Annotated in this window: 19 protein-coding genes; 7 read left to right on the top strand and 12 right to left on the bottom strand. The window is 67.7% G+C overall.

Annotation, left to right across the window (positions count from 1 at the left end; translation table 11 throughout):
• Window positions 1-113 precede the first annotated feature (113 nt).
• Entirely contained in the window at window positions 114-944 is an 831-nt protein-coding gene (locus QM728_RS04110) for a L,D-transpeptidase family protein (protein ID WP_415030776.1), read from the top strand.
• 76 nt (window positions 945-1,020) lie between these two features.
• Here QM728_RS04110 and QM728_RS04105 read toward each other — a convergent pair whose 3' ends face one another.
• From QM728_RS04105 to QM728_RS04090, 4 genes are all read right to left on the bottom strand, one after another.
• Window positions 1,021-2,310 carry a PhoH family protein gene (locus tag QM728_RS04105; RefSeq protein ID WP_415030775.1) on the bottom strand — a complete coding sequence of 430 codons (1,290 nt, stop codon included), beginning with the start codon at window positions 2,308-2,310 and terminating at the stop codon, window positions 1,021-1,023.
• A 340-nt stretch (window positions 2,311-2,650) separates the two neighbouring features.
• On the bottom strand, window positions 2,651-3,520 hold the full coding sequence (locus tag QM728_RS04100) for an acyl-ACP desaturase (protein WP_415030774.1): 870 nt from the start codon (window positions 3,518-3,520) through the stop codon (window positions 2,651-2,653).
• Between the two features lie 20 nt (window positions 3,521-3,540).
• A complete protein-coding gene (gene glyA, locus QM728_RS04095; RefSeq protein ID WP_415032830.1) occupies window positions 3,541-4,818 on the bottom strand; it encodes a serine hydroxymethyltransferase in 1,278 nt (425 codons plus the stop codon).
• 46 nt (window positions 4,819-4,864) lie between these two features.
• Window positions 4,865-6,076 carry a DUF885 domain-containing protein gene (locus QM728_RS04090; protein ID WP_415030773.1) on the bottom strand — a complete coding sequence of 404 codons (1,212 nt, stop codon included), beginning with the start codon at window positions 6,074-6,076 and terminating at the stop codon, window positions 4,865-4,867.
• Between the two features lie 107 nt (window positions 6,077-6,183).
• On the opposite strand from QM728_RS04090, the gene coaA reads away from it, so the two are divergent.
• Window positions 6,184-7,122, top strand: coding sequence for a type I pantothenate kinase (gene coaA, locus QM728_RS04085; RefSeq protein WP_415030772.1), 939 nt, complete (start codon window positions 6,184-6,186; stop codon window positions 7,120-7,122).
• A 45-nt stretch (window positions 7,123-7,167) separates the two neighbouring features.
• Here the strand turns inward: coaA and QM728_RS04080 are convergent, their stop codons facing one another.
• The 3 genes from QM728_RS04080 to QM728_RS04070 are packed head-to-tail and all read right to left on the bottom strand — an operon-like array spanning window position 7,168 to window position 9,409.
• On the bottom strand, window positions 7,168-7,923 hold the full coding sequence (locus tag QM728_RS04080; RefSeq protein WP_415030771.1) for an SDR family oxidoreductase: 756 nt from the start codon (window positions 7,921-7,923) through the stop codon (window positions 7,168-7,170).
• Between the two features lie 10 nt (window positions 7,924-7,933).
• On the bottom strand, window positions 7,934-8,587 hold the full coding sequence (locus tag QM728_RS04075; protein WP_415030770.1) for a hypothetical protein: 654 nt from the start codon (window positions 8,585-8,587) through the stop codon (window positions 7,934-7,936).
• A 36-nt stretch (window positions 8,588-8,623) separates the two neighbouring features.
• Entirely contained in the window at window positions 8,624-9,409 is a 786-nt protein-coding gene (locus QM728_RS04070; protein ID WP_415030769.1) for an isoprenyl transferase, read from the bottom strand.
• Between the two features lie 128 nt (window positions 9,410-9,537).
• On the opposite strand from QM728_RS04070, the gene trhA reads away from it, so the two are divergent.
• Together trhA and QM728_RS04060 are read left to right on the top strand one after the other, a co-directional pair.
• On the top strand, window positions 9,538-10,212 hold the full coding sequence (gene trhA, locus QM728_RS04065; RefSeq protein ID WP_415030768.1) for a PAQR family membrane homeostasis protein TrhA: 675 nt from the start codon (window positions 9,538-9,540) through the stop codon (window positions 10,210-10,212).
• Window positions 10,213-10,229: 17 nt separating this feature from the next.
• Entirely contained in the window at window positions 10,230-10,865 is a 636-nt protein-coding gene (locus QM728_RS04060; protein WP_415030767.1) for a hypothetical protein, read from the top strand.
• Window position 10,866: 1 nt separating this feature from the next.
• On the opposite strand, the gene QM728_RS04055 is transcribed toward QM728_RS04060, so the two are convergent.
• The 5 genes from QM728_RS04055 to mca all read right to left on the bottom strand — a co-directional run bounded on the left by QM728_RS04055 (window position 10,867) and on the right by mca (window position 19,677).
• Window positions 10,867-11,925, bottom strand: a complete 1,059-nt coding sequence (locus QM728_RS04055) for a 3-deoxy-7-phosphoheptulonate synthase (RefSeq protein WP_415030766.1) — start codon at window positions 11,923-11,925, stop codon at window positions 10,867-10,869.
• Between the two features lie 249 nt (window positions 11,926-12,174).
• Window positions 12,175-14,154: a thioredoxin domain-containing protein gene (locus tag QM728_RS04050; protein ID WP_415030765.1), complete on the bottom strand. Its 1,980-nt coding sequence runs from the start codon at window positions 14,152-14,154 to the stop codon at window positions 12,175-12,177.
• A gap of 397 nt (window positions 14,155-14,551) precedes the next feature.
• Window positions 14,552-18,151 carry an SIR2 family protein gene (locus tag QM728_RS04045; protein WP_415030764.1) on the bottom strand — a complete coding sequence of 1,200 codons (3,600 nt, stop codon included), beginning with the start codon at window positions 18,149-18,151 and terminating at the stop codon, window positions 14,552-14,554.
• A 357-nt stretch (window positions 18,152-18,508) separates the two neighbouring features.
• Window positions 18,509-18,817, bottom strand: coding sequence for a hypothetical protein (locus tag QM728_RS04040; protein ID WP_415030763.1), 309 nt, complete (start codon window positions 18,815-18,817; stop codon window positions 18,509-18,511).
• Entirely contained in the window at window positions 18,817-19,677 is an 861-nt protein-coding gene (gene mca / locus QM728_RS04035; protein WP_415030762.1) for a mycothiol conjugate amidase Mca, read from the bottom strand. The genes QM728_RS04040 and mca overlap by 1 nt, the downstream gene beginning before the upstream one ends.
• A gap of 23 nt (window positions 19,678-19,700) precedes the next feature.
• On the opposite strand from mca, the gene QM728_RS04030 reads away from it, so the two are divergent.
• The 3 genes from QM728_RS04030 to greA all read left to right on the top strand — a co-directional run bounded on the left by QM728_RS04030 (window position 19,701) and on the right by greA (window position 21,534).
• Window positions 19,701-20,147, top strand: a complete 447-nt coding sequence (locus QM728_RS04030) for a DUF4307 domain-containing protein (RefSeq protein ID WP_415030761.1) — start codon at window positions 19,701-19,703, stop codon at window positions 20,145-20,147.
• On the top strand, window positions 20,144-20,890 hold the full coding sequence (locus QM728_RS04025) for a queuosine precursor transporter (RefSeq protein ID WP_415030760.1): 747 nt from the start codon (window positions 20,144-20,146) through the stop codon (window positions 20,888-20,890). The genes QM728_RS04030 and QM728_RS04025 overlap by 4 nt, the downstream gene beginning before the upstream one ends.
• Window positions 20,891-21,048: 158 nt before the next feature.
• On the top strand, window positions 21,049-21,534 hold the full coding sequence (greA, locus tag QM728_RS04020; RefSeq protein ID WP_415030759.1) for a transcription elongation factor GreA: 486 nt from the start codon (window positions 21,049-21,051) through the stop codon (window positions 21,532-21,534).
• Window positions 21,535-21,555 lie beyond the last annotated feature (21 nt).

Below are 21,555 nucleotides of genomic sequence, written 5' to 3'. Positions count from 1 at the left end.
GATCTTCGCGTGATTCAATCCGCGAATTCCCGTGCCACACTGATGTGGTGCTGAAGTTACTAACGAGAAATTTGAGACTACTGGGACTCGTCGTCGCGGCTGTGTTCGCGACCATGTTGAGCATCCCCGCCGTCGCCGGTGCCGCACCCGGCGCCCCGCAGACCGGCAACAGCTCGGTCGACGAGGCGCTGAACGGGATTCTGGACACCATCGTCGGCGGAAAGCAGGCGGGCCCCAACGGAAAGCCGACGTCGCAGCTGCTCGTCGTCACGGCCAAGAACGCCTCCGCCACCACGGGGTCGCTGACGGGCTACGAGCGCGAGGCGAACGGCCAGTGGAAGGTCGCCATCCAGTCGACCACCGCCTACCTGGGCGCCAAGGGCCAGGGCAAGGCGCAGGACAACGTCGCGCGGACCCCGAGCGGCACCTTCGGTCTGGACCAGGCGTTCGGCCGCAAGGCCAACCCGGGGACCAAGATGCCGTACAAGCAGGTCACCAGCAAGGACTGGTGGGACTCGGACATGAAGTCCCCCACCTACAACACCTTGGTCCACAAGGACGGCAAGCCGTCCGCGGACGCGGAGAACCTGTACAACATGGGCCCGGTCTACGACTACGCGGTGAACATCGCGCACAACCCCGAGCGCAAGCCCGGTGACGCGTCGGCGATCTTCCTGCACGTGACCAACGGCTCCCCCACCGAGGGTTGCGTCGGCATCGGGGAGAAGCAGATGGTCGAGGTGCTCAAGTGGCTCGACCCCGCCAAGTCGCCGAAGATCACCATCGGCGTCAACGCACAGGCACCCACGGGTGACGGTGCCGGCGGCAGCCCGCAGGAGATGCGCGATTCGCCCAACGGTGCCGCTGGCGGCATCCTCGGCGGCCTCGCGGACTCCGCGCTCAACCTGATCCCGAGCATCCTCGGCAAGGTGGCGCAGAGCTAGCACCGCTCAGCAAACGAATCGACCCCCGCACCGTCTCGGTGCGGGGGTCGATTCGTCTGTGGCGGGGAAGCGCCGATCAGGTGAACTCTTCCAGGACGTCGGTGACCAGCGCCGCGATCGGAGAGCGCTCGGACCGGGTCAGCGTGACGTGCGCGAAGAGCGGGTGGCCCTTGAGCCGCTCGATCACCGCGGCGACGCCGTCATGGCGGCCGACGCGCAGGTTGTCGCGCTGGGCGACGTCGTGGGTGAGGACCACCCGCGACCCGGAGCCGAGGCGGGACAGCACCGTCAGCAGGACATTGCGCTCCAGCGACTGCGCCTCGTCGACGATGACGAAGGAGTCGTGCAGCGACCGCCCGCGGATGTGCGTGAGCGGCAGCACCTCCAGCATGCCGCGCGAGGCGACCTCGTCGATGACCTCCGTCGACGCCAGTCCCTCGAGGGTGTCGAAGACCGCCTGCGCCCACGGGCCCATCTTCTCGGCCTCGCTGCCGGGCAGGTAGCCGAGCTGCTGTCCCCCGACCGCGTACAGCGGGCGGAACACGACGACCTTGCGGTGCGTGCGCCGCTCGAGCACCGCCTCCAGGCCGGCGCACAGGGCGAGCGCCGACTTGCCGGTGCCGGCCTTGCCGCCGAGCGACACGATTCCGACGCTGTCGTCGAGCAGCAGGTCTAGGGCGACGCGCTGCTCCGCCGACCGCCCGTGCAGGCCGAACGCCTCGCGGTCGCCGCGCACCAGCTGCACCTGCTTGTCGGCGTTGACGCGGCCGAGCGCGCTCGACGTCCCGCCGAGCAGGCGGATGCCGGTGTGGCACGGCAGGTCGCGCGCCTCGTCGATGTCCACGACTCCCTCGTTGAAGAGCTCGTCAACCTTCGTCGAGCCGATCTCCAGCTCGGTCATGCCGGTCCACCCGGAGACGACGACGTCCTGGGCGTGATACTCGTCCGCCGGCAGGCCGACGGCACCGGCCTTGACGCGCAGCGGGGTGTCCTTGGTGACCAGGGTGACGTCGCGGCCCTCCGCGCGCAGGTTCAGCGCGCACGCCAGGATGCGGGAGTCGTTGTCGTCAGTGCGAAAGCCGCTGGGCAGCACCGCCGGGTCGGTGTGGTTGAGCTCCACCTGCAGGGTGCCGCCGCACTCCCCGATCGGAATCGGCTCGTCGAGGCGCCCGTACTCGCCGCGCAGGTCGTCGAGCAGGCGAAGGGCCTCGCGGGCGAACCAGCCCAGTTCGTGGTGGTGGCGTTTGCCCTCGAGTTCGCTGATGACGACCAGCGGCAGGACCACGTTGTGCTCGTCGAAGCGCGTCACGGCCTTCGGGTCGGAGAGCAGCACGGAGGTGTCGAGGACATAGGTACGAGTAGTCACGTGGACTCCTACGTCGGAGCGGCACCCGCACCGACATGGTGTTACTTGGTGACCGGTCGATCCGCGCCGTCGCTGCTGGTCAGCAGCCCTGGCCGAGGACCGGGGCCGGTCCCCTCGTGAAAGCACTCTCCACGTATTCGGACCTCCCGGATGGGTCGCTTTCCCCTGCGGCCCATCGCTTGCGACGCTACGCCGCGAAAACGACGAACAACGGTGGCGCGCCGCGCGTCGTGTGAACTTTGTGGAAACTCCCGGCGGCCACCCAAACCCCGCAGAAAAGGACAAACCCCACACCGTTGCGGTGCGGGGTTTGTCCCGAACTGTTGGGTTTGCGCCCGAATCAGGCCTTGGCGGCCATGGCGAGGATGCGCTCCTTGGCGGCCTTCGCCTCGTCGGAGGTGCAGTCGACGCTCTCGAGCTTGATCCCGTCGACGATCTCCTTGGCGATCTGCGCGTAGGTGCTCTCGTCCTCGTAGTCGGCGAACAGCTTGCGCTGCTCCTCGAAGTCGGCGATGTCGGCGCCGATCGGGTCGATGTGGGACAGCGCCCAGTCGATGCCGGTCACGGTCGCATCGGCGTCGGCGACGATGCCGGCGCCGAGGAAGCTGATGAAGTACTTGGCCTGCGCCCGGTCGTCGACGGCGATCTTCTCCAGGATCTGGTTCAGGACCTTGTCGTCGACCTTGGCGCGCAGCTTCTCGACGAAGGCGGCGGTCTGCACCTCGTGCACGCCCAGGAGTGCGAGGACCTCCATCGGGGTGAGGTCGCGGACGTCCTCCTCGTGCTGGCGGTAGCCCTGCTCGACGTGGATGCGGCGACGGTTCTCGGCGTCGACCGGGTCCAACGCGCGGGTCACCACGAGGTAGTCGCGCAGCACGATCGCGTGGCGGTTGTCCTCGGCGGTCCAGACGCCGACCAGCTGGCGCCAGTCGGAGAAGGCCGGGAAGTACATGGCCAGCAGGCGGTGGTACGACGGCAGGTTGTCCTTGAGGAGCAGGATCGCCAGCAGCGCGGCGCGCACCTCGTCGGATGTCTTGCTGTCCTCGGGCTTCCAGTCCTCGCCGCCGAGGAACGCGAAGTTGCGGCCCTGGCTCCACGGCACCCATTCGTGGGGCTGCCACTGGACTGCGTTGACCTGGTGCTCCTCCGCCAGCTCGGGGAGGGCCTTTTCCAGGGCTACGACAAGGTCATCGGTTTCTAGGAGACTCACGCCCTAGAGGATACCCGGTGTCAGACCCGACTCATCAATCCCCACTGCTCGAGGCCGTCGTACAGCGGGAAGTCCAGCGCGAGCTTGGACACGCGCCCCCGCAGGGCCGACGTGTCGGCCGACGTGCCGGCGGCGAGGGCCGTCGCGATGATGTCGGCGACCTCGGCGAACTCCTTGTCGCCGAAGCCTCGGGTGGCCAGCGCCGGGGTGCCGATGCGCAGACCGGAGGTGACCATCGGCGGCCGCGGGTCGAACGGCACCGCGTTGCGGTTGACCGTGATGCCGACCTCGTGCAGCAGGTCCTCGGCCTGCTGGCCGTCGAGCGGGCTGTTGCGCAGGTCGACCAGCGCCAGGTGGACGTCGGTGCCGCCGGTGAGGACCGAGACGCCGGCGTCGGCGACGTCGGAGCCGGTGAGGCGCTCGGCGAGGATCTGGGCGCCGGCGATGGTGCGCTGCTGGCGCGCCTTGAACTCCTCGGTGCCGGCGACCTTGAGCGCGACGGCCTTGCCCGCGATGACGTGCATCAGCGGACCGCCCTGCTGGCCGGGGAACACCGACGAGTTGAGGCTCTTGGCGTAGTCCTTCTTGGCGAGGATGAGTCCCGAGCGGGGGCCGCCGAGGGTCTTGTGGACGGTGGTCGAGACGACGTCGGCGTGCGGCACCGGGTTGGGGTGCAGCCCGGCGGCGACGAGTCCGGCGAAGTGGGCCATGTCGACCCACAGCTTGGCGCCGACCTCGTCGGCGATCTCGCGGAAGGCGGCGAAGTCGAGGGTGCGCGGGTAGGCCGACCAGCCGGCGCAGATGACCTTCGGCTTGGTGTCGAGGGCGAGCTTGCGCACCTCGTCCATGTCGACGCGGAAGTCTTCCTTGCTGACGCCGTAGAAGACGTTCTCGTACAGCTTGCCCGAGAAGTTCAGGCGCATGCCGTGGGTGAGGTGTCCGCCGTGGGCGAGGTCGAGGCCCATCAGGGTCTCGCCCGGCTCCATCAGGGTCATCAGGACCGCGGCGTTGGCCTGTGCGCCCGAGTGCGGCTGGACGTTGGCGAACTCGGCGCCGAACAGCTCCTTGGCGCGGTCGCGGGCGATGTCCTCGACGACGTCGACGTATTCGCAGCCGCCGTAGTAGCGACGGCCCGGGTAGCCCTCGGCGTACTTGTTAGTCAGCACGCTGCCCTGTGCCTGCAGCACCGCGCGCGGCACGAAGTTCTCCGACGCGATCATCTCCAGGGTGTCGCGCTGACGGGAGAGCTCGCCGTTCATCGCCGCGGCGACGTCCGGGTCGAGCTCCGCCAGGGACATGTTGTTCACCGACGTTGCGTCGTTCGCCTTAGCCATAGCGGCGAGTTTAGTGGGCCAACTCCGCCCGCAACTGCGCCGGGGTCAGCGGTTCGTCGAGCAGGCGGCCGAAGCGCTCGGCGCGGTCGGGCCCGTCGCCCATCCAGTCCCCCAGCAGCCGGTAGCCCTCGACGTAGGTGCTGATGTACGCGCGCCACAGCGGCGAGGTGAGGAAGCGCAGCATCTGGCGGGCCCGGTCGTCGCCGACGAGCAGCCATTGCGCGAGGAATCCGGCCACCTCGTCGGGGTCGGCTCCCCGGTCGTGCAGCATGAGCGCGGCGTCCTGGCGGACGTTGAGCAGCCCGGCCGTCGCCTCCCCGACCGCGGTCGCCCGGTGGGCGTCGAAGCGCAGTCCGAGGTCGGCGTAGATCGTCTCGGCCCACAGCGGCCAGTCCGGTCCGATGGCGGCGCGCAGCGCGTGGTCGGCCAGACCCTCGGCCATCAGGCACTGCGGGGTGTTGACCAGGAAGATGGTCTGCTCGCCCTGCCCGCCGCCGACGAGGAGCTTCTCCTTGCGGCAGTGCTCGGTGTGGTGGCCGGGATACGCCTCGTGCGCGACCAGGTGCGGCAGCGCCGACAGCTGCTGCGGGACGTCGGTGTTGATGGCCACCCGCGAGCGGTAGTCGCCGAGGTAGTAGTTGAAGCCCGACCACGGCTGATCGGAGACGATCTCGAACTCGACCGTCTCCTCGATCGGCAGGTCGACGGTCTTGCGCACCTCGTCGCGCAGGGCGGAGGCGAAGGCGGTGACGCAGTCGCCGAGGCGGTCGGCGGGGATCTCGGTCGCCCGACGGTAGGCGCGGTACGCGTCGCGCAGGGTGGCCGGATCGTCGGCGACGCCGAGTGCCGCGGCCAATTCGCGGTGCGCCTGGCGGTACACCTCGGGGTCTTGCGGGGCGATGTCAACGTCGAAGTAGGCGCGCACCTCGTCGACGAAGCCGATCTGTTCGCCGGCGAATTTGCGCGCCGAGCACTCCAGCGCGGTCAGGTGCGAGCGGATGAACTCGGCACGGTCGGCGGGCAGCGAGCCGGGCAGTTGATCGCGCAGGGCGACCGCCCGGCGGGCCAGTGCGGACGGGTCCGGGGCGCCCTCGTCCCGCACCTGCGCCCGCAGCGCAGGGTCACCGGTATAGGCGTCGACGAAGCCGTCTTCGAGCAAGTCGAAGGCGAGGCCGAGGCGCAGGTACTCGGTGACGATCTCCTCGTCGGCGGTAGTGCTCACCCTGCCGAGCTTTCCACACACTGGCCGCCCGCGTGGCGGGGCGAGGCGGCGGGGAAATACGCTTGGTCAATGCCGTCCGGTAATTGCGCAGCGCTGGGGGCGCACCGGTGAAGCGATCATCGGGGCGCGATCCCAGTCTGTATCTGGAGCTCGACCGTCGGCAGTGGCGCGAATTGCGCGAGTCCACGCCGATGGTCCTGACCCAGGGCGAGCTCGACGCGCTCGCCGGTCTGGGCGAGCCCCTGGACCTCGCCGAGGTCGCCGACGTCTACCTGCCGCTGTCGCGTCTGATCCACCTGCGCGTGGCCGCCCGCCAGCGCCTCTACGCCGCGACGTCGACCTTCCTCGGCGAGCTGCAGACCTCGCGCCAGGTGCCGTTCGTCATCGGCATCGCCGGCAGCGTCGCCGTCGGCAAGTCGACCACCGCCCGCCTGCTGGCCACGCTGCTCGCCCGGTGGGACACGCACCCGAAGGTCGACCTGGTCACCACCGACGGTTTCCTCTACCCGACGCGCGAGCTCAAGCGCCGCGGCATCATGCACCGCAAGGGGTTCCCCGAGTCGTATGACCGACGCGGACTCCTGCGCTTCGTCACCGAGGTGAAGTCGGGGGCGCACGAGGTCACCGCACCGGTGTACTCGCACCTGACCTACGACATCGTCCCCGACGTCAAGCACTACGTCCGCCAGCCGGACATCCTCATCGTCGAGGGTTTGAACGTCTTGCAGACCGGACCGACGCTGATGGTGTCGGACCTGTTCGACTTCTCGGTCTACGTCGACGCGAAGACCTCCGACATCGAACGCTGGTACATCTCGCGGTTCCTGCAGATGCGGACGACATCCTTCGCCGACCCGAACTCGCACTTCCACTCCTATGCGAGCCTCAACGACGAGCAGGCGACGACCGCCGCCAAGGACATCTGGACGACGATCAACCGCCCGAACCTGGTGGAGAACATCCTCCCGACGCGTCCGCGCGCCGACCTGGTGCTGCGCAAGGACTCCGACCACTCGATCAACCGGGTGCGTCTGCGCAAGCTCTGAAATCTCTTGCGATTCGGTTCGGTTAGCGGACCGAACTGCAATCGATCATGCGTGCTTGGCGCGCAGCCACTGCTCGAGCGTCATCGCCGTGACGACGTCGGGGTGTTCGGGAATCAACCCGCCGTCGCGGAACGCCTTGCCGCCGAAGCGGATCGGGATCAGCGCCCCGCGCACGCCCCGGGCCTTGCGCGATGCGCGCGCGACATCGACGAGGTCGAGTTCCTGCGGCCCCTTCACCTCGACGACCGGCTTGCCCCGGTACCCGGAACCGTCCGCGGCGTCGGCGATGACCACCGCCCCGTCGGACGCCGCCATCGGCGCGGTGAGCATGTGCGGCAGGACGGCGATCGGCCCGAGTGACATCTGGTCGGTGATCGTGTCGGCGAGCTCGTACCACTGCGTCGTGCGCACCACGGTCACCTGATCGCCGAGGATCTCGCGGTACGCCGCTTCCTGCTCGGCCTTGCCCTGGTAGTAGCCGTAGCGACGGTTCACCGTCGGCTCGGTGGCGTTGCAGATCGACAGGCAGACGACCCGTGCGCCGACGCCCTTGGCCGCCTCGCCGATGTTGCGTGCCGCGGCGCCGAAGAACTTTTTCGCCTTCGACGACGACGTCGTGATGTTGTTGAGGCAGTCGATGACGACGTCGGCACCGTCGACGGCAGCGGCCAGACCGGCACCGCTCTGCGCGTCGACGCCGGTGGCGCGGCAGGCCTCGACGACCTCGTGGCCGCGCTCGCCGAGCTGGTTGCACACCAGGGCACCCATGGTGCCGGTCGATCCGATGACGACGATCTTCATACGCTCTCCCTCACTCACCAAACCGGTTCTCCCCCAGTGTCTGCATGAAGCCGGGGCCGAGCAAGCGGTACTCGTCGGCGAACTCGGCGGCCCACCCGGGGAACGGGTGGTGGGCCAGGTACTCGTTGCCGAAGCGCGAGTCCTCGGACACCTCGGTCAGGCAGAAGTCGGGGATCGCCAGGTCGGTGACCGGACGCGCCCGCTCGACCTCGCCGATGATCAGCGGCGCATTGTCGGCCAGGAAGCGGTCGATGTGCCAGCCGTCCTCGCCGAGCCAGGCGCTGTAGCGGACCTTGGCGATCAGCGACGACGAGCGGGCCGCGATCGAACCGGCGACCAGCTGGTCGATCTCGCGCTCGGCCTCGTAGCGCGTGCCCGAGTTGGCCGGCCCCTTCACACCGAGGGTGCCGACGGATTCGTCGGCGGTCGTCAACGCGTCGGCCAGTTCGCTGGGCGGGGCGTGCAGGTCGATGTCGCCGACCGGGCCGCTGATGCGCACGCGCACCGCGAAGCCGTCCTCGGCGAAGACGTAGGCCTGGACGATCAGGCGGGGCGAGGGATCTGCGGCCGCCTCGGCGGGCAGCCCGCGCAGCAGGAACTTGCGCTCGAACTCGAAGTCGCCGGCGCCCGTGTCGGCCTCGCGCTCATCGGCGTCGTCGTACATAGGGCCAATCTACTGCCCCGACCAGCAGTTTCGCCGCTAGCGCCCGAATCGGCGATTCCGCGCACCGAAGTCGCGCAGGGCGCGCAGGAAGTCGACGCGGCGGAACTCGGGCCAGTAGGCGTCGGTGAACCAGATCTCCGAATACGCGCTCTGCCAGAGCAGGAAGCCGGACAGCCGTTGCTCCCCCGACGTGCGGATCACGAGATCGGGGTCGGGCTGGCCCTTGGTGTAGAGGTTGCGGTCGATCGCATCGACGGTGACGGCCTCGACGAGCTGGTCACCGGTGTCGCCGGCCGCGAGGTGTTCGGTCAACAGGTCGCGCACCGAGTCGACGATCTCCTGGCGCCCGCCGTAGCCGACGGCGACGTTGACGTTGAGGCGGTCGCCGTGGCCGGTGGTGCGGTCGGCGGCGGTCTTGAGGCGCTGTGCCGCGACAGCCGGCAGCTGGTCGATGTTGCCGACGAGGCGGACCCGCCAGTCGCGCGCCGGGGTGGAGATCTCGTCGACGATGTCGGGCACGATCTCCATCAGCGCGTCGAGCTCCTCCGACGGCCGCTGCAGGTTCTCCGTCGAGAGCAGGTAGATGGTCACCGTCCCGATGCCCAGCTCCTCGCACCACGACAGCATGTCGGCGATGCGCGCGGCCCCGACGCGGTGGCCGTGGCTGACGTCCTCGAACCCCGCCTCCCGCGCCCACCGCCGGTTTCCGTCGCAGATGATCGCGACGTGTTTGGGCAGGCGTTCCCGATCCAACAGCTGCGCGAGCCGTCGTTCGTACACGGCGTACATCGGACCACGCAGTGTTTCGGGAATGAGTTTCATCGCGATTCAGAATACGCCCGCTGCCAGAAGATCGCCCCCGGTCGGTGACCTTGGCCCCCGGCACGGCCGTCGTGAACTCCGCCACGAAACCGTCGAACCCGAAGGTAACCTACGGTACCGTAGGTTATATGCAGTCCGACATCCCGACTCCGGCACACCTGGTGTTCAAACCGGCCATGCGCGGCGTGATCCACCAATACTCGGCGTGGATCTCGACGGTCGCCGTCGCCGCACTGATCACCGGCGCCGCCCAGCTCAAGGGCTTCGGCGCCGCAATGGCCTGCACCGTCTACGGCATCACCGTCTTCGGGCTGTTCACCATCAGCGCGACCTATCACCGGCACAAGTGGGGGTCCGAACGCGCGGCGCTGCTGATGAAGCGGGCCGACCATTCGATGATCTTCCTGTTCATCGCCGGGTCCTACACCCCGTTCTGCTACCTGGCCCTCCCCGACCCGACGCGGTGGTGGGTGCTGGGCATCGTGTGGGGCGGGGCCCTGGCCGGCATGGCGCTCAAGATCGTGTGGCCGCACGCGCCGCGCTGGCTCGGCGTCGCCCTCTACATCGGCCTGGGCTGGGTGATCATCGCCGAGGCGACGACGCTGATCCAGTACTCCGGCTGGCTGATCATCTCACTGCTGGTACTCGGCGGCGTCCTCTACAGCGGCGGCGCGATCCTCTACGCGCTGCGCTGGCCCAACCCGTGGCCGAACACCTTCGGGCACCACGAGTTCTTCCACGCCTGCACCGTCGTCGCCGCGCTCTCCCACTACATCGCGATCTGGCTGCTGCTCCTGCGCTGAGCGCTACGGTGGTCGGCGTGAGCTATGACCACTACATCCTGCCCGTCGAGTCCTGCGGCGACGTCGACGCGGCCCAGGCGCACACAAACGAACAGTTCGACCTGCCCGGCGGCGCCGAACCCGCGACGTCGGTCGCCGCGAAGATCACCGCGCGGTGTCCCGACACCGACGAGGGGTCGTTCCTCTCGATCGCGCCGCTGGAGGCCAACGGCGACAGCGTGTTCGTGCCGTCCCCGTACAGCAAGATCGACGAGGCCCGCGCGGTCGTCGTCGAGGAGGCGTTCGCCGCCGGCATGGGCGTCTACGACCCGCAAAACGAGATGATCCTCGATCCCCGCGAGAGCCGCCCGGGCCTGATCATCTCCTCCTACGACGGCGAGATCCCGACCATCACGCCCCGGGTCGTCGAGCACCTCGTCGCGCGGCTGCGCGTCGACAACTACCTCATCGTCGAGACCGGCGACAACGTCTACGTGCAGACCAAGCGCCTGGCCGACAACGATTTCGCGGTCGAGTACCGCGACGGCTCAGCCGATCGGCACTTCGCGACGAACACGCCCGACGCCATCGTCGTCGCGCAGATCATGCTCGGTTGGCTCGATGGCGGACCCGCGGCCATCGCCGACCACGAGTGGACCAAGCTCGACCTCTGAGCTACTTGCCCGCGAGCGCGGCGAGCACCTCTTCGGTGGCCTCCCAGCCCATGCACTTGTCGGTGACCGACTTGCCGTAGACGAGGTCCTCGGCGTCGGGCGACTGCGCGCCCGGCTCCAGGAAGCTCTCCAGCATGACGCCGCTGATCGGCGCGCCCGACGCCGCGAGCGCGGCGATCTCCTTGGCGACCTCGGCCTGGCGCACGTGGTCCTTGCCCGAGTTCGCGTGCGACGCGTCGAGCATGACTTTGGTCGGCAGCCCGGCCTTGTCCAGCACGGCGACGGCGTCGGCGATCGCGTCGGCGCCGTAGTTGGGGCCGTGGGTGCCGCCGCGCAAGATGATGTGGCAGTCGCGGTTGCCGGCGGTCTCCACGACGACGCCGTTGCCGAAGTCGTCGAGGCCGAAGAACACGTGCTGGGCCGCAGCCGCCTTCACCCCGTCGGCGGCGACCTGCACATTGCCGTCGGTGCCGTTCTTGAACCCGACCGGCATCGACAGGCCCGACGCGAGCTGGCGGTGCACCTGCGACTCGGTGGTGCGCGCGCCGATGGCGCCCCACGCGACGGCGTCGGCGATGTACTGCGGGCTGTTCGGCTCCAGGAACTCGCAGCCGACGGGCAGACCCAGGTCGATGATGTCGAGCAGCAGCGCCCGCGCGGTGCGCAGACCGCGCTCGACGTCGTAGCTGCCGTCCATGCCCGGGTCGTTGATCAAGCCCTTCCAGCCGATGGTGGTGCGCGGCTTCTCGAAGTACACACGCATCACGATCTTCAGGCGGTCGGCGTACTCGTCGGCCAGCGGCGCCAGCCGGCGCGCGTAGTCGACGGCGGCGACCGGGTCGTGGATCGAGCACGGTCCGACGACGACGATCAGCCGGTCGTCGCGGCCGGCCAGGATGTCGGCGATCTCGTCGCGGTCGCGCTGGACCGCGATCGCCCGCCGCGCGGTGAGCGGCAGTTCGCTGCGCAGCGCGTCGGGAGTGGGAATCGGCCGGAAGGCCTTGATGCGCCGATCAGACGTCGTCGTCTCGGCCACATTCACATCGGGGGTGGTGGTCACTGTTCTGCCTCTCGCGTGGGTACCGTCACGGGCCCCGCGTCGGAGCCCTGGAAAAACAAGAGAGCAGCAACCAGATGGTCGCTGCTCGGGGCTCCGGATGTGGAATGTGCGCGCGAAACTACCGCTTCACCACAGGCTCGGAGCCCAAGGGAAAGCGCCAATACGCGCGCACGGTGATGTTCACGTCGGCCACGGTACCAACTTCGCCCGAAATAGTCGACGCGGGCGGCAATACGCCCTCGACGACAGCTATCGCGGACGAACCTGGCGACGGATCTCGTCGGGATCGGTCAGCGGCAGCGAGCAGGTGGTCCCGCGGCAGACCAGGACCGTGCCCGCGGGCTGGTCGGCGGAGAAGCCGGACTCCCCCGCCGCGGTGACCACCGCGTACCCCGGAGCGGCCGCGCGGGCCAGCTCGAGCATCTCCGGCGACGACGCCGTGACATGCAGCGGACCGCCCAGGAACGCCTCGGTGACCGCCAACCAGTGTCCGGCCGCACGCGGCGCGCGGTCGAGCAGGACTGCGGCGCGGGCCAGGGTCTGCGCGGCGAGCTCGCCGTAGCGACCGGCGACATCGGGTTCGGCCAGCATCGACGCCAGCAGCAGGGCTTCGGCCATCAACGACGACCCGGACGGCGTCGCGCCATCGGCCGGATCGCGCGGGCGGACGATCAGCCCGCCATCGGCCGGGGCGTCGAACCACGAGCCGGGCTCGGCCGGATCGGCGAACACCTCGATGGCCGTGTCGAGCAGGTCTACCGCCGCACGACGCCACCGCTCCGCACCCGTCGCCGCATACAGCGACAGCAGTGCGACGACGAGGGCGGCATGGTCGTCGAGGATGGCGGCCGGCTCCCCCACCGCTCCGTCCAGCGAGGCGCGGCGCAACCGACCGTCGACGATGTGGCGGCCGACGAGCTGGTCGGCGCACCAAGCGGCCCGCTCGACCCACTCCGGCCGACCCAGGCCGATACCCGCCTCGACCAGCGCGGTGATGGCGAGGGCGTTCCACACGGTCACGACCTTGTCGTCGCGCGCGGGCTGCGGACGCTGGTCGCGCGCGTTGCGCAATGCCGCGACGATCCGCTCGTGCCGCTCGGTGTCCTCCGGCGGGCGGACAATCTGCAGCGTCGACGCCCCCTCCTCGAAGGTGCCCGCCGCGGTGACGCCGAAGGTTTCGGCCGCCCACGTCCCGTCGGCGGGGCCGAGTACCTCGATGAGCTGTGCGGGGGTCCACACGTAGGTGGCGCCCTCCACCCCGTCGGTGTCGGCGTCGAGCGACGAGGCGAAGCCATAAGGAGTGCCCAGCGACTCGTCGAGGAAGGCCACCGTCTCCGCACAGACCCGCGCGGCCAGTTCGCGCACCGGACCGTCGCCGCGCGCGATCTGGGCGTAGACGCGCAACAGCAGCGCGTTGTCGTAGAGCATCTTCTCGAAGTGCGGCACGACCCACGCCTGGTCGACGGCGTAGCGGGCGAAGCCGCCGGCAAGCTGGTCGTAGATGCCGCCGCGGGCCATGGCGACCGCCGCGCGATTCACCACGTCGGCGGCTTCGGGAGAGCCAACGCGCTCCTCGTGGCGGGACAGCGCCAGCATCGCCGACGACGGCGGGAACTTCGGGGCGTTGCCCAGGCCGCCGTACAACGGATCCTCGTCGCCGATCAGCGATGCCACGGCCGAGCGGGCGAGCGCGTCGTCGACGGGGACGGTCGCGCCGGGCAGTCCCGCGGCGGTCTGCGCGAGATGATTCTGGACCTGCTCGGCGACGCGGTCGATCTCGTCGCGGCGGTCGGTCCACGTCTCGATGATGGCCGCGAGCACATCGCCGAAGCCGGGCTGCCCGCCGCGGGCCGTCGGCGGGTAGTAGGTGCCGCAGTAGAACGGCGCGCCGCCGGCGGTGAGGAAGCAGGTCATCGGCCAGCCGCCCTGGCCGGTCATGGCCATCGTCGCGTTCATGTAGACGGCGTCGATGTCGGGGCGTTCCTCGCGGTCGACCTTGATGCAGACGAAGCCGTCGTTCATCTGCGCGGCGAGCGCCGGGTTGTCGAAGGTCTCGTGCGCCATCACGTGGCACCAGTGGCAGGCGGCGTAGCCGACGCTCAGCAGTACGGGGACGTCGCGGCGGGCGGCCTCGGCGAAAGCCTCGTCGCACCATTCCCACCAGTCGACGGGGTTGTCCGCATGCTGGCGCAGGTACGGACTGGTGGCGGCGGCGAGGCGGTTGGCCACTTCTCTGACTCCTGACGAGCGTCACGCGCATCACTTTGAGTCTCGTCGTGCACGATGCGGATTTCCCGGGAGTCCGACGTGACTCCCACATACTCAGCGTAGCGAAATGGCCGTCGCGCCTCGCTGACAGCGGGGACACGCGATCATCGCTTCGGGACCCGGATCGACACCCTGAGCGCGGGCAGATCGTGTGCCATCGGATTCTGCGAGGCTACTACTTACTTCATTAGACGGACGCCCCCCGGGTGTCACCAATGGGACGCTTCTAGCAACTCCCTGGGACGGGAGGCGCTGCTCATCCGCAGCGTGGACGCTGCGCGCCACGCGCCCGTCATTCGAGCTCGGACGTTCAGATTCTGACCCGCATACGTGAGGCCCAAGTGTCTCGAGATCCCCCCTACTCAAGATTGTCATCGATCGGATCACCATCCGCTAAACCTGCTTCCCGAGCCGCTTCTATGAGCGGATGTACAAGTTTTTCGCCCAACACATCACGAAACTGGATCACCAGCTTGCGTACGTGATGGGCGAGTACCACTGACTCGGTCGTTGTGGCGGTAAGCCGCTCGGCGAAGTGCGCTACCAGGTCTGCGCCGTGGGAATGAAGAGTCGCTTCTGGGATCTCAGGTGTGAACCACTCATCGTCGAGCCCGATTCCTCGCCCACTAAGTAGTGCCACAGCCTCGGGAATGCACTCGTCGAGATGCGGTACGACATCGGCCCAGCAAGCAAGCTCGCCCGGTGCTGCAGTGCGCGGCACTCCACTGAAGCGTTCAATCAGATGCTGGCGCAGCCACCGGTCCCAAATCTGCGCACCCTCGACGGACTCCTCAGCTAGGAACCGGCAGATGGTCGCAGCAAAGTCGGTCGAGTGTGCGCCATTCGCGGCAATGACGGTCTGAGTGAGCAGCGCGCGCCTTGCCCTTGCGTCGATACCCGCCCATGACACGATGGCAGTGACAAGGCCAAAGAACCGTTGCCGATGCCCTCGGTCGCCGAGTTGATCCAGCCGTTCCCACTGTTCATTCAGGCTGGTGAGAAGGCCGGCAGCAAGAAGCTTGTCATCCCAACGCGGGGAGTGCAGATACGAGTGCCAGGCCAAGACAGCCGAGTCCTTTTCGCTGAAGAGCGGCAGGACATAGTCGGTCGCGAAGCCCTCATCTGCTGCAAAGAGGAACTGGAGTACCCGCGCGATAGCGGGTTGCGTCGCATCAAGTGTGGGACGAGGCCCGGAGAGCAGGCCTGCGAGCGCATCGCGCTCCTCCACGTTGAGACCGCCCCAGTTGTCACGGTTGTGACGCCACCGGCGATCGATCTCCTGTGGCCAGTACTGGGCAAGAAAGCCGGGCCAGGAGTTGAGAAACAACGGCGCAGCCGACATCAGGTTGTCGTGGTTGTGCGAGAACTGTTCGTTCTGCTTGTTCCAGAGGGTGCCAGCAACGGCACGCATCGCGGCTAACGTCGGAGTCTCGTCGGTTTCGATTTGACGCTCGATTTGCTCGAGAAGAAAGCGTCCGATGTCATGCGCGCTGACGGGGTCACTAGCGAGCGACGCGACGCGTTCGAGGATCTTCTCGCCGTTGTCGCCTAGATCGGCGCTGGTCCAACCCGAAACTGTCGCGCGGAGAAGGTCTTCGGCACGCTCACCGAGGTCGCCGCGTGTCTGGATCTCGATCCATAGCGAAAGTCCAAGTCCCGGACGCTCGCAAATTGTCTGACGGACGAGTCTAAGTGCGTCATCCCAAGTGGGATCCTCGAAACGATGCTCGGCGTAGTCAGGTTCAAGCAATTTGTCCACGGCAGTGCTGGCACTCTCTGCTAGCAGGGCAATGAAGTCCTCCGGCGCTAACGGAAGCTTCCCTCCCCACACCCCTCCTGACATCCAAATGTCAAAGTCCGGATGCTCCCTCGGCCCGAAACTAGGATTCTCCCCTTGGACCACGGCCAAAGCGTCGGCAGCTTCCGTCCAATCAGGCACGGACATCACGAGCCATACCAGCAGGTTGTACTTCACATATGAAACGTGCAGATCTCGACCCTCGAGATCGTCTCGATAATCGGGACCGACGTCTACTGCAGCGAGAACCCGAGCCCGCATCTCTGCGGAGGCTCCGGGCAAGGCACCTGCGAGAAGTCGGAAGAGTTCGTGTTTTGCATGATCCGGATAAAGGCCTGTTCGCGAAAGCGCCCACTCCAACTTGTCATCGTTTGACCGCGAACTGTCAGCCACGATCAAGTGGAGAGCGAGGCGCTGGAATAGGGCATGCTCCCGCTCCCACCACAGATCTGCGAGATTGGGCCTGACAGCGATCGCCTTTACGCCGTAGTCGCGGAGGGCGTCAACAAGCGCGTCGAGGGGCTCCCGCACGTCATCTTGGCCATGTGGCTCGATGGCTGAACGGTCGCGAGAGAGCGGGTCCCAACTCCGGTCTCCGTGATAGGCAAGGAGCAAGTCGTAGGCCGCCATGAGCGATTCTACGAGCACTCCTCCCAAGCGACTATCCGCTGCCGGCGCATCCGCGATGGCGCGCAGAAGGTGCAGTGTGAGCGTGTGCTCGTCAGCTGCCCACTCGATCTTCGCGTCTGGCAGCGCGTTCGTGGCATCCGCGTCACCAAAGAACAATAGGGGCTTGAGCTTGAGGTAGGGACGCAGCACCGATCGGAGGGTCGCCGGACCACGGACTGTTAGGTCTTGCAGGAACGGGAGCAGGAGGTCACGATCGAGAGGTACCGATTGACCCAGGACTGAGGTGGCCAGGAACGCACGCCACCTCTCCGCTACGACAGCGTCCTTCTCATCAAGCCTCCAGGTCGCGAAACAAGCGCGCCGGAAGAGGTGATCCGAGAGCTTCTGACCAAGCCGCTCCAGAGTCCGAAAGGCGGTGCCATGAAGGTCAGGAGATGACATGAAGTCGTGCAGGAACCAGTCGCCAAGGACCGCAGCGGCCTCGGAAACCTCGCGCTGAGCAAAAAGCTCTCGGAAAGCAGGATGCCCCTCTGCCCACCCGAGCCACTCGACCTTTGCACCTGGCTCGGTGAGTTCATCCACGGCGTGTACGAAGTCACGGGCGCCCTCGGCTGTACCAACTCGGGCCACCAGATAGTCGCGGGCGACTGGAGTAAGCGTGGTGCCCCCGTAAACCAGCGTCTCGACCTGTGATCGATGGTCAAGCTGCCCCATCCGGGCGCGGGTGTTCCAAGCGTTCAACGCCTTTGGCACCGTGTCGAAATCCTCCCCGAACGGGATCGTGGTGACTCCCAAGCGTGTCCAGTCTGGATCGCATGCTCTTGATGTTTGCTCAAAGGCATAGAGCGAGGCTCCCGATGGCAGGCCCAGCGTCAAGTAACGCATGGTCGGATCGGTCAGGCCGTAACCGACAAAGACCACCACGTAGTCCTGGAAGAGCTTTAGCAGGAAGCGCGTGGCCCATGCCTCCGATAGGTATGCCTGCCCGAGATCCTTGTCGGTGAGGATAAGTTCCTCGTGTCCTCTGGTGACCGATCCGTGAAGGTGCACGAGACCGCTCACGGCGTTGCCGAGCGGCACGGCAGGACCGATCCATTTGTCGGAGAAGTGAACACCGGCGGCCAGTGCGGCAGCATCAAGGTGATCGTCGAAGTTGGTCGTAACGATCCGGGGATGGCCGTACGCAGCCGCCAACCGGACGATCGCGTCGTGCCAATCATTCGGCAGAGACGTCGCTGGCGTCAGTGCCGCGTGCGCCCGCTCATGGACTGCGTAAGGCGGCGTAAGATCTGTCAGCCCGCCCAAGAAGCGATCGAGCGGCTCGCCAGCACCGCCGGGAGGCTTCACGTAAGGCTCGTTCGCCTCGCCGCCCAAGAGCATGGCCAGCTCTTCGAACAGTGGGAGCGATGAGGGTGCAGCGCACGACGCTCCGGCGCCGACGAAGAACACGACGCGTCCCTCGGCGTGGGCGTCCAGAAGCTCCTGCGGAAGTTCAACCTCGGCTGTAATCCACTGTTTACCTTCGCTCACGCAGGATCGCCTCCATCGTCGTCGTCACAGATCTATCCTGCCGTGCGTATCCGACACTGCGCGGCGGCCCAATTGTTGTCATCGCGGCCATCCTTAAGGATGAGCAGGAGTCAGCTGCTATGAGACGTAGTCAAATGGGCCTTCCAACCGACCGAAAGGTCCGATGCAGACATCTCCCATGAGTAGGCTCCGCAAGGGTGACCGTGCTGGCGCGGACCATCGCGGTCATCGGTCGAGGCAAGCCGCTGAGGCGACCATTCCGCGGACACGTCTCAAATGGCCCCAGCGAAGAGGGTTGTCCGCATGCTGGCGCAGGTACGGACTGGTGGCGGCGGTGAGGCGGTTGGCCACCGCGGGTTACTTGTCCGGCGACGCGGCAGTCGACGCGTCGGAATCCTGCACGTCGTCGGGAATGCTGACCTTGTCGGTGCCCTCGTCGAAGGCCTGGTCGGCCTCGGGGTGTTCGGTGTCGAAGGACTCGGGCAGCTTGCGCAGCTGGTTGTTCATCGAGCGGATGAGCAGCGCGGTGCCGGCGAGCAGCACCAGGATGACCAGCAGGCCGATCGGGGACGCCTTGCCGAACTCGGGCCCCTTGGTGTCGCCGTCGCCGGGCGCGGCGAGGAACATCGTGGCGTTTGTCGCGACGAGTGCGATCGTCGGGCTCATCATTCCTCGATCCCGGTGAACAGGTCGGTCTCAGGGATCGACGTGGTCACCCGTGTCTGCGCCAACTCGTATTCCTCGGTCGGCCACAAGCGCTGCTGCCACTCCAAGGGTACTGCGAAGAAGATTCCGTTCGGATCTATCTGGGTCGCGTGTGCGCGCAGGGCGTCGTCGCGCTGCGGGAAATAGTCGCCGCACTCGACCTGCGTGGTGACGCGGCCCATCATGTCGCCGGCCCGCGGGTCCCACTTGGTGAGCCACTCCTGGAACGGGCTCTCCTGGCCGTGCTTGGCGAACTCCTCGGAGAACAGCACCATCCGCTTCCGCAGGAAGCCGTGCACGTAGTAGAGCTTGCTGATGGTCCACGGCTCGCCGGCTTCGGGGAAGGCCTCCGGATCGCCGGACTGCTCGTAGGCGGCGACCGAGACCTCGTGGCAGCGGATGTGGTCGGGGTGCGGGTAGCCGCCGTGCTCGTCGTAGGTGATCATCACGTGCGGCCGGAAGTCGCGAACGACGCGCATCAGCGCCTCGGTCGACTCCTCGAGCGGCACGGTCGCGAAACAGCCCTCCGGCAGCGGGGGCAGCGGATCGCCCTCGGGCAGACCCGAGTCCTCGAAGCCGAGCCAGACCTGTTGAACGCCCAGCGCCGCGGCCGCCGCGGCCATCTCGTCGCGACGGACCTGCTTGATGTTCTCAATGATCCCGGGCCGGTCCATCGCCGGATTGAGGATGTCGCCGCGCTCGCCGCCGGTCAGCGTCACGACCAGCACGTCGTGGCCCTCGGCGGCGTAGCGCGCCATCGTCGCGGCGCCCTTGCTCGACTCATCGTCGGGATGGGCGTGAACCGCCATCAATCGGGCCATGCGTTCATGGTAGGTATGGACGGGTGAACGCATCCGACGGGGGCGCCTACGGACCCCGCGCCACCTACCCGACCGAGCGATCGCCGATGTCGCGGCGACGGTGGGGCCTGATGCTGACCGGCCTCGTCATCGCCGCCGGCATCGGCCTGGCGGCCATCGGCTTCGCCAAATTCGGCAACCCCGAGGTGTCCGGCGAGGGCACCGGGTACTTCGTCACCGGCCCGGACACCGTCGACGTCCAATTCACCGTCACGCGCTCCGACCCGTCGAAGCCGGTTGCCTGCGTCATCCGCGCCCGCGCGCTCGACGGTAGCGAGATCGGCCGTCGCGAGGTCCTGATCCCGGCGGGCACCGCACCCCAGGTCGGCGTGCGCACCGCCCTGCGGACGACGGGCCAGCCGGTCACCGGCGAGGTGTACGGCTGCGGCCCGACCGTCCCGCCGTACCTGACCGCGATCGACTCGAAGTGACCGCGCCGACGACCCGCGCCCGGTTCGCGACGACCGGCAGCCGCTACTTCCCGCTGCTGGTCGGCCTGTTCGTCGGCGTGATGCTGATCAGCAATGTCACCGGCTCGCGCCCCGCGGTGTTCTTCTCGTCGTGGCTGAACGTCGACCTGGGTCCCCTGCAGATCCACGGCCTGCCCACCGACGGCGCGTTCTTCCTCTTCCCGCTGGCCTACGTGCTCGGCGACGTCATCAGCGAGGTGTACGGCTTCCGGGCGATGCGCCGGGTCATCGGCCTCGGCTTCGGGGTGCTGCTGCTCGCATCGGGCTGCCTGTGGCTCGCCGACCGGCTGCCGACCGGCGGCGACCCGAACCTCCAGGACCTGCAGGGCGCCTTCCACACCGTGGCCGGCGTCGTACCGCAGATCCTGATCGCCGGGCTGGCCGGATACCTCGTCGGCGAGTTCCTCAACTCCTACGTCCTGGTCCGGATGAAGGAGCGCCACGGCGAGCGCCACCTGTGGGCGCGCCTGCTCGGCTCGACGGTGGTCGGCGAGGCCGCCGACACGCTGCTGTTCTGCTCGATCGCCGCCCCGGCGCTGGGCTTCACGACCTTCTCGTCGTACCTGTCGTACACGGTCGTCGGGTTCGTCTGGAAGGTCCTCGTCGAGCTTCTCGTCATGCCGATCACCTACGCGGTCTGCCGGTGGTTGAAGCGCAACGAACCCAGCTACGGCACCGACGCGACGGCGGCAACGAACCGGTAACGAATGTGCCTTGCCCTGCCTTCACTGGTAGGCTTGCCTAAAGACACGGCCCCCGACGTGGGGCCGTGTTCAGTTGCATTTAGGACAGAGTCCGCCTCCCGCGACACCGCCGACAGCGGCGTGCGGCGCGGGATGCAGACCGACGAAGGAGTACCCCCATGGCCGACACCACCTGGTTGACGCAGGAGTCGCACGACCGCCTCAAGGGCGAGTTGGACGCGCTCATCGCGAACCGTCCGGTCATCGCCGCCGAGATCAACGAGCGCCGCGAAGAAGGCGACCTCAAGGAGAACGGCGGCTACCACGCCGCGCGCGAGGAGCAGGGCCAGCAGGAGGCCCGCATTCGCCAGCTGCAGGAGCTGCTGAACAACGCCAAGGTCGGCGAGGCGCCGACCCAGTCCGGCGTCGCACTGCCCGGCTCGGTCGTCACCGTCTACTACGACGACGACAAGAAGGACACCGAGACCTTCCTGATCGCGACCCGCGAAGAGGGCGCCGCCGACGAGCTGGAGATCTACTCGCCTAGCTCGCCGCTGGGCGCCGCCCTGCTCAACGCCAAGGTCGGCGACACCCGCGAATACGCGGTGCCGTCGGGCGCCCAGGTCAAGGTCACCCTCGTCAAGGCCGAGCCCTACCACGCCTGATCGTCACGCCCGGATACTCGC

This window comes from Gordonia sp. (in: high G+C Gram-positive bacteria) (assembly GCF_047602025.1).
Classification (GTDB): Bacteria; Actinomycetota; Actinomycetes; order Mycobacteriales; family Mycobacteriaceae; genus Gordonia.
This window is presented reverse-complemented; position numbering and strand designations above follow the sequence as displayed.